The sequence below is a fragment of the Sphingobacterium sp. G1-14 genome (assembly GCF_002196555.1).
GTDB lineage: Bacteria > Bacteroidota > Bacteroidia > Sphingobacteriales > Sphingobacteriaceae > Sphingobacterium > Sphingobacterium siyangense.
Window position 1 is genome coordinate 1785923 of record NZ_CP021381.1, and the last position, 12746, is coordinate 1798668.

11 protein-coding genes are annotated in these 12746 nt (G+C 38.5%); 5 read left to right on the plus strand and 6 right to left on the minus strand.

The features are described 5' to 3' along the window. Window positions 1-7: 7 nt before the first annotated feature. Window positions 8-2359 carry a BamA/TamA family outer membrane protein gene (locus tag CBM24_RS07405; protein ID WP_088160720.1) on the plus strand — a complete coding sequence of 784 codons (2352 nt, stop codon included), beginning with the start codon at window positions 8-10 and terminating at the stop codon, window positions 2357-2359. A gap of 69 nt (window positions 2360-2428) precedes the next feature. Here the strand turns inward: CBM24_RS07405 and CBM24_RS07410 are convergent, their stop codons facing one another. Together CBM24_RS07410 and CBM24_RS07415 are read right to left on the minus strand one after the other, a co-directional pair. Further along, complete coding sequence (locus CBM24_RS07410) at window positions 2429-2956, minus strand: hypothetical protein (RefSeq protein ID WP_088160721.1); 528 nt, start codon at window positions 2954-2956, stop codon at window positions 2429-2431. A 421-nt stretch (window positions 2957-3377) separates the two neighbouring features. Then, a complete protein-coding gene (locus CBM24_RS07415) occupies window positions 3378-4139 on the minus strand; it encodes a hypothetical protein (RefSeq protein ID WP_157698400.1) in 762 nt (253 codons plus the stop codon). 212 nt (window positions 4140-4351) lie between these two features. On the opposite strand from CBM24_RS07415, the gene CBM24_RS07420 reads away from it, so the two are divergent. Together CBM24_RS07420 and CBM24_RS07425 are read left to right on the plus strand one after the other, a co-directional pair. After that, window positions 4352-7462, plus strand: coding sequence for a DUF6493 family protein (locus tag CBM24_RS07420; RefSeq protein ID WP_088160723.1), 3111 nt, complete (start codon window positions 4352-4354; stop codon window positions 7460-7462). A gap of 4 nt (window positions 7463-7466) precedes the next feature. Further along, complete coding sequence (locus tag CBM24_RS07425) at window positions 7467-8801, plus strand: SWIM zinc finger domain-containing protein (RefSeq protein ID WP_198386055.1); 1335 nt, start codon at window positions 7467-7469, stop codon at window positions 8799-8801. A 108-nt stretch (window positions 8802-8909) separates the two neighbouring features. On the opposite strand, the gene CBM24_RS07430 is transcribed toward CBM24_RS07425, so the two are convergent. The 3 genes from CBM24_RS07430 to CBM24_RS27225 form a co-directional block, all read right to left on the minus strand. Then, the gene (locus tag CBM24_RS07430; protein WP_157698401.1) at window positions 8910-9398 is read right to left on the minus strand and encodes a hypothetical protein; all 489 of its coding nucleotides are present in this window, start codon (window positions 9396-9398) and stop codon (window positions 8910-8912) included. Between the two features lie 76 nt (window positions 9399-9474). After that, the gene (locus CBM24_RS07435) at window positions 9475-10260 is read right to left on the minus strand and encodes an esterase/lipase family protein (RefSeq protein WP_088160725.1); all 786 of its coding nucleotides are present in this window, start codon (window positions 10258-10260) and stop codon (window positions 9475-9477) included. Window positions 10261-10297: 37 nt separating this feature from the next. Then, window positions 10298-10441 (minus strand): hypothetical protein, encoded by a 144-nt coding sequence (locus CBM24_RS27225; protein ID WP_157698402.1) that lies wholly within the window; start codon window positions 10439-10441, stop codon window positions 10298-10300. Between the two features lie 264 nt (window positions 10442-10705). Here CBM24_RS27225 and CBM24_RS07440 point away from each other — a divergent pair, with 264 nt between their 5' ends. Beyond that, a complete protein-coding gene (locus CBM24_RS07440) occupies window positions 10706-11719 on the plus strand; it encodes a YhcG family protein (protein WP_088160726.1) in 1014 nt (337 codons plus the stop codon). A gap of 167 nt (window positions 11720-11886) precedes the next feature. After that, window positions 11887-12147, plus strand: coding sequence for a hypothetical protein (locus CBM24_RS07445; protein ID WP_075991712.1), 261 nt, complete (start codon window positions 11887-11889; stop codon window positions 12145-12147). A 174-nt stretch (window positions 12148-12321) separates the two neighbouring features. Here the strand turns inward: CBM24_RS07445 and CBM24_RS07450 are convergent, their stop codons facing one another. Next, entirely contained in the window at window positions 12322-12735 is a 414-nt protein-coding gene (locus CBM24_RS07450) for a hypothetical protein (protein WP_088160727.1), read from the minus strand. Between the last annotated feature and the right edge of the window lie 11 nt (window positions 12736-12746).

Here is a 12746-nt window from a genome sequence, read left to right on the forward strand (position 1 = left end):
TTTATTGATGATTAAGTATACTCGTTTTATCGGATTTGCAAGTATAACGCTTTTAGTGTTATTTTTTGCATCATGCCGGTCTTCAAAATATCTTGACGATGACCAAGCTCTGGTTACAAAAGTACAGATTTCTGGTGTCACCCCTGCATTGAAAGAATCATCCGAAACGTATATTTCCAATCAAATAAGACCCAATTCAAGGGTAAATCTATTTATTTACAATACGTTCAATACTAAAAACGGACGTTATAAAACCAAGAAAATTAGGAATGTCGGCGAACCACCTCACTTGCTGGATTCGGCAATGGTAGATTTGTCTGCCAATCAAATCCGGCGTTTTCTATTTTCAAAAGGTTACTTTAAAGCTAAGGTCGAACCTACGATTTCAATTTCCAAAAAGCGAGCACATATCGATTTTAAAGTGGATGAAGGTGTTCCTTATCAAGTTAGAAATATAGATCGAAAATTTGAGGATGAAGATATAAAGGCAATATTTGAACGGGAGGTACTTCCTAAAACTTCCGTAAAATCCAATACCCAGTACGATGCCGCAAAGTTGCTCGATGAGCGGGAGAAACTTTATGTTTCGATGCGTAACAATGGGTATTACGATTATGTAAGGCAATATATGCGTGCTGGGGTCGATTCAACTATCGATGGACCTTTGATCGACTTGAAAATTAATGTCGAAAATCCATCTGACTCTACGATACATAAAAAGTATCAAATAGACAGTGTTTATATGACGATAAGGAATTATGGAACAATGTCGAAGAAGGAGCCACGTCGTATCCTAGATTCTGCAAAACGCCTTTTATTTATTGATGAAACGAATAGTTTCAGATGGAAACCTTTGGAACGTTATATGTATTTACGCTCAGGTCAGTACTATTCCTTGCGGGAGGAAAATAAATCCTATGACCGATTGTACGAGATGAATGGTTTTCGTTCTGTCAAAATGCAGTTTGTCAAAAAAGATTCCAATAAACTAGATGTGCACTATGATTTCGTTCCAAGACCTCGTATGGGAAACCAGATAGAGGGGGAGTATACTTTTAGTTCAGGTATGAGCGGATTTAATATTGGAAATACATTCTCACAACGTAATATCTTTGGTGGTTCGGAGCAATTGGAAGTGAAATTACGTTATGGCGTATTGTTTGATCCGCGTTTAGCAGGAGGGCTTTCCAGTAAAATATTCAATAACGATTTTCAAGCGGGCGTAAATTTGGTTATTCCTCGTCTGATGGTACCCTTTCATATTAATCCAGGGGGGAAGTTTGGTTTGCCCAAAACGACCTACTCGATGACATTGCAGTTGTTCGATCAAGATAAAACCTATTCAAACCGCTATTTTATCACATCGCTGAATTACTCTTGGTATGAAACAGAAAATAAGTACCATAGTTTTACGCCTATCGTTTTGGAGTATCGGGATGGACGCTTGGATTCCAATTTTCGGAACAAGCTTGTACAGGAAGGCTACCAGCTGTATGTACGTAGCAACGATCGCCAGTATTTTGGTTTAGGAACACAATATACCTTTATCCTGAATGGCAAGAAATTGAATAGCAAGGAGGATTTTCAATATTTCAGAGGAACATTGGACGTGAGTGGAAACGTGCTGGACCTTATTAGCTCCTTGGCAAAATTGCCCAAGAATGCTGACGGTGAGAAAAAAATATTTGGTGTGCCCTTTCTTCAATACGCCAAGACAGAATTTGATTATCGTTTATACCGAAATCTTGGTGGAAATAGGCAGTTTGTCTTCCGTTTTAATCCAGGGATAGCGATTCCTTATGGTAATAACTCTAAACTGTTGATTTTTGAAAAGAGCTTTTATAGTGGGGGGATGAATGGTATACGCGCTTGGCAGGCGCGTACCCTGGGACCAGGTGCCTATAACCGGCAGAGTCTTAGTGAGGATTTGCGTTTAAACCTGCGTAATTTGGATCAGTTGGGGGAGATTAAGCTGGAAGCGAATGCGGAGTATCGATTCAGATTACTTAATAACTTCCTGGGCGCAAAGATGAATGGAGCGACATTTGTGGATATGGGAAATGTTTGGCGATTGAAGAAGGATGAAGAACTAAATCCGGGTGGAGAGTTTAAATTCAATAAATTCCTTGGGCAAGTCGCCATCGGTACCGGTTTCGGACTTCGTTTCGATTCGGACTATTTTGTGATTCGCTTAGATGCCGGGCTTAAACTAAAAGATCCACAATTCTCAGGTGCTGATCAATGGGTTATCAAGCACTTCTTTGATTCCAAGGAATTTAAGGCACAATATTATGAAACCCATAGACCCGACAGATACAATTTTATTCAATACAATTTTGGAATCGGTATGCCGTTCTAATGTACAATCGTTTTGTTATGATTTACTTTGATCACATCAATTGATAGGATTTCCCGAGAGATCGTGTTGTCAACCGATGAGATTTTTGAGACTTGAAAATATAGATTCAAAAATTTTACTCAAGTCTAAACCCTGTGAATGGTTGAATAAAAAGAAAACTATAGCCAGTGCGATCGCTGTCATAATCACTTTTTTAAACATGTAAGCTATTCCTAATACAATGGCCGGGATAATCAAAAACATCAATCCGCTAATGGCAAAAGGAGAGAGTCCGCTATCGCTCTTATAGATATAAAATAAGCGACCTTTGGAAGTTTGTTGATTCTTATGGCTAAAGAATACAAATGTTGATGACTCAATTTTCTGATTAGGGACAGCGACACCCTCATGAAACTGCAATGCTTGTGAGAATCCATTTATTGTAAATAGGTAATTGCCATTGATGGTCTCATTGGTATTTCCCAATGGATCCAATGCAACTATAGCCAATTTTCCATTTTTGGAAAGGTTTTCTTTTACGATAAAGTTTTGGATATTTTGTTCTTGAGCAGCTGCCCAAAAAGGTATCAGTAATAGAAAAAATATAATCTTTTTCATCGTTTTATTTTTATTCAACTCGCTTATTTCCCTTTTTAGGGCCTATTTCCGTAGCGTCAATATCGTTTGGAAGATCAGTAGCATTAATATACTGAATCCGATTTCCTTGAAATGAGACTGCAATTTTAGGGATTTTAATTTTCTTTTGAAAATCTTTAACTATACGAATGTTGAAACCTTTGTAAATAGGCTCGAGGGTTTTTCATTATTCATCAGAAGAAGGTACGATCTCCTGCTTCAGTTAATCCTCCTTTTATTTTCTTCTATGGGTAAATTGTAAGTGTTATCCTCGTTGGGTAAAGCATACGAATTGCTTTTATCTGTGTCTTTTGCTAGTTCATCTATAATTAAATCGATAATATTTTGGTCCATCGTAACGTTGGATTATTCACTTATAAAATAGACTAATTTCTAGAAAAATTTAGTTCTTTGAAAGTTCTTGGATCAATTGCAATTTCACTGCGTCATTTAGAATACCTTTTGGATCATCAATGATTACCGTTCCAAAGATATCCTTTTTAATCGACGCCCGGTTTCCATTGTTATCGCTGGCTTCATAATTTCCAAATATATCCTTTCTAACTGAAACTCGATTTCCGCTATTGTCTTCTATCGTTTTACCACCTAGAATATCAGTTCTCACTGTGGTACGTTGACCATTACTATTTTCGATAGTGAGATTATCAAGAATATCTTTTGTTATCCGGCTTGAATTACCTTTGTTGTCTCGAATTTCCAGATTGCCGAAGATATCTTTGGATATCGTTGAGCTATTGCCTTGATTATCTCGGATGTCGAGACCTCCAGAAATATTTTTTGATACAGTTTTTACATTTCCTTTTTCATCACGTATTTCTAAATTACCGTGTATATTTTTTAAAACTGTAGATGAACTTCTGTCTAGATCGCGGATATCAAAATCGCCGCTGCTATTTTTTCTGATAGTAGTTTTATCTCCATCCTCATCTTTTACGACAATATTTCCTGAAAAATCTTCTTTTATGGTCAGTTTAATACCACTCTTATTGACAGTTGTATATTCACCCAGGCTACCTCGTCTAAATTTAATGGTATTTCTCCATGTGTCTGAAAGAATAACTTCTCCCCAGCTATCGGTTTCTATTTTTATGGAGTTTTTATCTAGCCCATCTGAAATTGCCATTTTAATCATGTACTTTTTCATATTGTTAGAAGGGGGATCGGACCATATTCGGGTATACTCTTCCGCTGTTGAAATTTTGGCTTCTGACGTTAAAGTAACTAATAGTAGTGAAAAACTGAATAAGAAATATATACGCATGATCTGTCTGTGATTTAATGTCAATATACGTTTTTTTAGCTACTTTCGTTATATTTAAACAGTAAGCGAAATAATTGATATTACAGTTATAAATAATGTTTAAGCACTTAAAATACATAGACGGGACATCGGATAAATTTTGGGAAATACAAACTGCGGGGACAACTCATACAGTCACCTACGGACGGAACGGTACCGCTGGGCAAAGTAAAATTAAAACCTTTGATTCCGAGGAAGCCTGTCTAAAGGATGCTGAAAAACTAATTGCGGAGAAGACTAAAAAAGGCTATTCTGAAGATGGTGCTGTAGATGCAGATAGCAAGGAAAAAGGATCCGCTGTTCGACGGCCAACGGCTGCCAGCCAGCGAAAAGAAGAAGCGGTAGCAGCACTGAAGTTGCTTATCAAAGAGGCAAGGACGGAAGATATCATCCCTTTTCTGGAAGAATATTCCAGTGGCAACCTGGAAATTTTAAAAAAAGAAATTCGTGTAGCCAAGCGATATTGGGTCGACTACAGTGATCTCTCCAAGGATCCTGAATTTAAAAATAAGACGCAGTACAACTGGGGGACACGGGGTACGAAGGAGCAACAGCGTACAGTAAAATTACTGGCGCTCGCTACATTTTCCGGCTCGGATGCCGGTAGTTGGGATATTTTTTATGAACTTTTGAACCAGGCCCGGAGCAAGGAGGTGATACAGATCCTTGCCTATGCCAAGCCCAATTGGTTGGGTGGATATTTATTACAGCTAGTTCGTAAAAATGAGTGGCAGCAGATTAATTACGACAACCTCCGCTTTTTGGAGAGAATGGGACATGTCGAGTTTGAACCGGAGCTTTATGCAAGTTCAATTTCTGGGTTTAATAATTATGAATCCAAAAAGTTTTTTGAGTTGCTGACAACAGATGAGTTGACGGTGCAACGGGATATTCCTTTGGTATTTGAATATGAAACGGGCATTCATAGCAGGTATTGGGATTATAATTATCAGAACGCGGTTAATGAACTGTTATGGGATAAAGTGTTCGATACGCTGTTGGAAAGTGGAAAAATTGATCCGGAACTCATCATCACTGGAGCGCTCGAGGCTCAAACCAAAAATTGGAATAATAATCTAAAAAGCTATTTCAGAAAGCTTATTGAACGGATGAAGCTTTCCGAGAATACAGTGATTGAACATCAGCAACGTTTCTTTTCCTTATTGCATGCTGAACATAGTGCTGTGATCAATTTTGTGGTTGAGTATCTAAAACCATTCTTATCGAATCGTGATTTCCAGTTACAGGAATTTTTAGATTGGGCCGAACCTATCTTTATGCGGAGTGATATTAAGACAAGTCTTAAAACTCTTTTGATTCAATTTGATAAGCTATTGAAACAAAAACCGGAATGGCGGGAGCGATTTGTTTCCCTGGCTGCGGATCTATTTATGATTTCGGACCTACAGTTACAGGAAAGAGCAAGTAAATTCATCTTAAAAAATCAGACAGAGCCTTCAGAAGAACTTTCCGGTAAGCTTCAGTTATATAAAGCCCAAATGATGGGTTCAGTGGCTGTTGACCTAAAGCATCTTTTGCAAGAGGATGGATATTCTGAAGCCGAAATCCTCGCAGAGCTGAATGGTCAATCTTCAGCGCAATATATTTATCAGCCAACAGAAGTTCGTTACCTGAACGAAGCTTATGACTATCCACAGACCTGGAACGAGTTATTTTTCAAGGTAGGGGAGGTAATCGGAGGTTCCGACCCCATTCAGGTGGAGATCCTAATGAATGCCTGGGTGCAACAGACAGCTGTTTTTCCCTCGGACTATCAGATCCAGCTGGAGCCTTATATAAAACAGCTAACAGGAGCTTATCGCGAATCTTCCTGGTACAATCATTTCTCAGGGACCTTTATTAATATGTATTATAAACCTACGGTAGTATATAAAGATAAGGATCGGTATCACAATTACTCGAAATGGGTCAGTCTCATAGGCAGCCAATTGGAGCTATTGCAGCGTTATCGGATTGATGGTGTCCGCCTGCCACTTTTGAGTCTGCCGACACACCGACCATTTTGGATCGCACCGACCATTCTCGTTAAGCGTATTTTGGCTTACCAGGAAGCAGGAGTGAGAATCAATTTATTGGATTTGTCTATAGCACTGAGCCGTACTGTCCGTGAAGATTTAGAAGGAATTGAAGTACTGATAAAACAAATAAAGGAACAGCAGGTACAGGATGTGATCAGCTATGCCCTAGGTTTGGATCCGATGAAGGTTCAGCAGCAATCTTGGCTTAAAAATTTATTGTCTTCCAAAGATTCCGATCAGGTCAATTGGATTGGTGTATGGGCTACAGTGGCGCGCACGCATCATCGTGATACCCATTTTGAAGAATTTACCAAAGGGCCTTTAGCGGATATTCCTTTTGCTGGACAGCCATTCCGTCCGGCATTGAAAATAGAACCAACCTATTATAACGGTTATAACTATACGACTAGAAAATCGGAGCAGGTATATAACGGAGATAAGCTGACCTATCATTTCCCCTCATACAAGCTGGGAACGGAGACCTTTTTGTACCACAAAGATATTTTCAACCGTGGGAATAATACCTTATCGTCTTATTATTTGTACAGGGCGGATATCCCCTATATGCACAGTTTGATGCCACAGAATACGGAAAGTCTCTCCATGTTTTTAACGATGGGGCTGAATAGCAAAAGCGATATTGGGGGAAAGTCTTCGGCAGCCTACCTGCAAGAGATGTTGTACGATTTTTTCCGTTTTGATCAACAGTCCAATCTATACCTGGCAACTTCGCTCTTCAATAAAGAGAAGGAGGTGCGCGCGATGGCTGTTGAAGTCATTTTGGCTGCAGTTAACGAAAATAGATTGGACACCACTGTATTAGGTGAACAATTGGGAATGTTGCTGAGCAATGGGTATGGTCCGATTGGCCGTTGTGTTGAAGTGTTGGAGCAATGTCGGGATATATCTTCGAAGCATAACAATGCTTTGTTGCAGCTATTGGATGCGGCTTTTGCGCATTACATCATTGCTGAAAAAATGCCGACCAATTTTAAGAAAATCGTCGAATATTATTACGATTTGATGAACAAGGAGCAATATCATTTTATAGATGATCTTCAACAGGTTTTTGAGAAGCTGGAAATATATAAGAGTTTACAACCCATTTTGAAAAAAATAAGAAAATAACAATATGGCAGAGCAAGATTTAGCGATTAGCTATGCAAGAAATTCACAACTGACCCAACAATCGGGCATACAGCAATTGGTATTGGCACATCAGTCGGAATTGGCAGAAATCGCCAATGTACCTTGTTTCTTTTGGGGGAGTTTGACGGATCCTTTACTGACATCCAAATGTTTGTTGACCTTGTCGAAAGTAGTGCGGTCAAGTTTTGGTCCCGTACCTCCGAGTTTACGAGATCCGATCGTTTCTGCTGGTACCAATCAGATTCGTTTTGAGGGCTTTTCTTCCTGTAATGGTGTTTATGCACGTTTGGATTTATTGGAAGATGCTATTGATGGGGAGTTTATTACGAGTGGTACAACCAATGTGGATTTCAATGAGCCGATGCTCAATGCGTTAAATGCTGTCAAGAAAACCGAAAAGATGGTGTTGGGAGTAGGAAGCAATGAGGTTGCCATTAGTACTGATAAGGCTAAAGTGACCGAAAAGAAAGTAACTTTGCCTCCGCGTTGGATCAAAGGACTGACTTCGGTCCAATTATATTTGGCGGGTATGGAGTTACAGTTTGAATTAAATAAAATTCAGCTTATCCAATTATTTCAGGGCATTCCGAAAGGGAATGTGAAGGGAGAATTTTATCTGACGAAAAGGGCTAGCCGATTTGTGTTTTCCCCTATAAGTACAGGTGATGCGGTGCGTATTGGTGGTATACAGCGGTTGCGTTTACTGGAGGGGTTGTTGACCTACGCAGATAAGTTGTTTGTTTATCAGGAAAAAGGAGGTGAAAGTGCGGCTTTTGTTGCCGACTTTGGTAAAATGAGACTGACTCTTGCGTTGTCACCAGATGGTTATCGCGGATTTTCGGGCGAAGGTAATGTATTGGAAAATATGATTAAGGCCGTTCCGGATGAATGGATTCATGCCGTCAACGGATTACTTAAATCCAACGAGTTATTTGATCCAACAATGCTTTCAATTGAGCATGATGTCGACTTTGATACGATGGACACGCTATCAGCATCATTGTCTTCTATTGGGTTGCTTGGCTATGATCTGCATAGCCATCAGCACTATTATAGACGATTACCGTTTAAGATGGAACGTATCTTGGCATTGAACCCGAGGCTAAAAAATGCAAAGAAACTCGTTGCCACAGCAGGTGTACAATTTGTTAAGAATACAACGGATTATATTGAAGCTAGAGTGGATGGATCAGGTGTGCAACATACCGTCATTATACAGGGCGACAAGCAGCAATGTACCTGCAATTGGTTTACCAATCATCAGGGAAAAAGAGGGCTATGCAAACATATACTTGCCGTCAAGATGTTGAATGGCTAACCTGTTTGTTGCTTCATACTTTACTTGCTGCGAAGTATGAAGAAACAAAATATAGGAGTACATATTTAAAAGTAAAGCGATAGGAGGTTTGACCTGTTCTGTGTTGAACTAGTCTAAGATCTCTTCGTATGTCAATGTATTTTTATGATTGGATACACAGATTCTTATAAATGTTGGAGTGATGCCTTTGCCATTTGGACGATACATGGAATAGGTATAGGAATCATTGTCATGATAATTGGCGCGTAGCGTGTCACCTTCATATCTGTCTACCGCAGAGCTATGAACTTCTATTCTTTCATCCGTTTTGTCACTCCAAGTTCGTTGATCGATAAAAGATTGTTTGTCTTTTTCGGAAATAGATAGTTCAAATTGATGTGTGTAATCTCTTAAGCCACCACTTTGATTGGAAATAATTTTAAAATCATCGTTTAGCGTGATATGGTGTTCGCTGAGTAGTTGTCTTGCATCAGATTTAGAGAATAATAGATCATCAAATAGTAGGTATAGCGTGAGCACAAGAAAAGGCAATATTAAAACAATCGAGACGATAGTTCCCAACTTTTTACGGCCAGATTTTTTTAGGATCCAGTACATTAAATAGATGAATAGGCCTGGGATGCCAAACCATATCAAAAAAATTAGCGTGTATAGCGTATACATTTGTTAATCGTTATAATCCTAAAGCTCCTAATCCACTAATAATGTCTAAGTACATTTGTGGTATATGTACATTCCCAATATTGTTACGGGTGATATCGGTAATACCAGCATGCGAGATACCCTGAGAAGCATGTATATGTTTAAAGTTGGCTCCCCACACTGCACTTTCTAATGGGACCATCCCATCATTTTTACCTGCCAGTCCCGTCAGGTATTTAAAACTCAATGCGTACAATAAATCATCCTGTGGCTTATTCATTGTCGAAGCAAAGCTCTGATAAAATACATTGTCCATATTGGGGTTGAGTTGGTTGAAAGCACGCATTTTTTTTACACTGAGATCTCGGATTAATTCGATTGGGGCCGGAGATTGCCCTCCAAATAAGAAAGAAATACGTTGGATCAGTTTTTTTGTAACAGAATCCCCGGATAGATGTTTTTCCATTAAATAATCTGCTATTGGTGTTCCTAAGTGTGGCGTGGATATTGTGCTTAAGGAGGCCACCATTTGATGGCCTTTTAGCGTTGAAATAAAATAGCGTGCGTCGATCCCACCTTTAGAATGCGCGATGAGATTAAATTTAGTGACACCTGTTTTTTCTGCAAGATCTGACAGATTTCTTTTCAGCATCTGTGCATTGTTAGCAACGGTGCCCCATCCATCGGTCTTACCATAAAAAAATGAAATATTGTTTTTTTTGAAAGTCTTGGGAATCCTGCCCCAAAACAAACTACGATCTCCAGCTGCGGTGCCATGGATCAATATAATAGGATATCTTAATTTAAAGGCATTCATTGGTTTTTTATACGTTTTAATCCATCCAATAGATTTTTTAAATTAGCTTTATCGCATTTATAAAAATATCTGTTTTGCTTGCACCATGTTTAATCTGTTCAAAATGATTCCAGGTTTCTTCGTTACCATTGTCATAGTATGCTTTCTTTAAACCAGATAAATAATTGTCAGCTATTTTCATTTACTTTTCTTCTTGTCAGTGAAGTTAGCCAAACTTTATGATAGAATAAAAGTAAATTCTCGCGTATCTCCTATTCTGTTGATTTTAAAAAGTAGCTGAAATTTAAAAGTATAGAAAAGAATCATTTTAGCTAATAATTCTTGAAGAGGGTAATTAAATTTGATGTGATAGGGAATTTTTTACTAAAATATTTAGTATTTATATTGTTTATAGTTATCTTTGTATTATTCATTTACAGAAGTAATACCAAGAAAATAAACAATTATGTTGTCCGATCAAACTTTAGTATCCGATATAAAGGCAATTATTGTGCAGTCCAAGGAAAATGCTGTGCGTGCTGTCGATCATCAACGCACATTAATGTACTGGGACATAGGCAAACGTATTTTTGAGCAGGAACAGCAAGGTAAAGATAGGGCTGATTATGGGAAATATCTGACCCAATATCTTGCTAAGGCATTGGAACCTGAATTTGGGAGTGGATTCTCGCGAAGGCAAATTGAATTGTTCCGGCAGTTTTACCGGGTATTTCCAATTGCGAACGCACTGCGTTCGCAATTGAGCTGGACACAATATCGATTGTTAATGCGACTTGACTTGGACGAACAAAGAGAATTCTATACGGCTGAAACAATCAAAAATAACTGGACATCACGACAGCTCGAAAGACAAGTTTTTAGTAATTTATACGAACGCCTGTTGCTTAGCAACGATAAAGAAAGTGTATTGGCTGTAGCGAAAAAGGAAAAGATGCCTTCCGATGCGAAGGAGATTATCAAAGATCCGATGGTGCTGGAATTTTTGGGTTTGAAACGGGAAAGCGCTTACTATGAGAAAGATCTTGAGGGCGCCATTATTGCCCATCTTCAAGAGTTCTTATTAGAATTAGGGAATGGCTTTTCATTTGTCGCTAGACAAAAACGTATTCATATCGAAGGCGATGAGTTTTTTGTTGATTTGGTCTTTTACAACCGTTTGTTGCAAAGTTTTGTGATCATTGAGATTAAGACCCATAAATTAACGCATCAGGACATTGGTCAATTGCAGATGTATGTTAATTACTATGACCGTATTGAAAAGCTTCCGCATGAACATCCGACGGTTGGCATCTTACTATGTGCGAGTAAAAACGATGCGGTCGTCAAATTTACTCTTCCTGAAGACCAAAAACAGATTGTTGCCAGTCAATACGAACTTTACCTACCTACGGAACAGCAATTGCTGGATGAGGTGAATAAAGAGTTGAATAGTTTTGTAGGTAAAAGTGACGCTGAGTAGATCTTTCAAGTGTTTATATGGCGCTATTTAAGGGAATTTTAAACGTGCTAAACCGAGTTAATTTATAAGTATTGGGGGACGAAATGCCTGTGTTTCCGCTTTTTTCATTTTTATTTTTCTAACATAGATTATTTTGTACATTTGTATCGAATAAAATCGAAATTGAAATGGCAGAAACTGTACAACCAAGAGGTCCAAAGACAACTGATAATAATGCGAACCAAACTCATTACTACAAAACATTGGTAGTAGCGATCGCTTTAGGTTTAATAGGTACATTTATCCGTTTTGTACCGGATGTATGTGCGGCAATGGGTCAACAAACTTTTTTGTTTTCCGCGATAGCTAACATCTCCATGATCGTAGGTGCACTTATCGCATTCAAAACCGTTTTCGGAATTTTGGGATTTGGAAAAAACCGTGACTAATTAAAAGTCAACTAAGATATTTGAAAGCCCCAGTTTACTGGGGCTTTTTTATTTTAATCCTTTTTTCGAACTCAGTTCATCGTTGACGATCCCGTCCGTTATGCTTCCATGATCTACAAGGTACAAAAAAAGGCCTCACGATCGTGAAGCCTTTTTTTGTATGATTATCGCAGACTATGCGAAAAGAGACCAAGTAGACCAAGGAATACGAGCAAGGATCAAGATCAAACCGATGATATAGAAAATTACAACTGTTTGGTTTGCTTTTCTGGCATTTTCAATCTTTTTAGCTTTAGAGTAACCAATTGTGATCAATACAATGGCAATGATCATTGTCAAAGGGTGTTCGATGATTTTAAAACGTAATGTCGGATCTTTCATTACGGCGCCAGAGATCATTGATGGGTACTTTAAATAAAAGAATAAAATCAATCCCACCAATAATTGAATATGTGATGCGATAAAACCCAATAAAGCAATTTTACGGTTGTACGGTTTGTTGCCTAGGTAGTTTGATAGGGTGATCACGATCGATATCACCAGGGCTAGCAATAATACAATTGCTATAGTCGAGTGTAAGTGTAACATAAAAGCTCTCT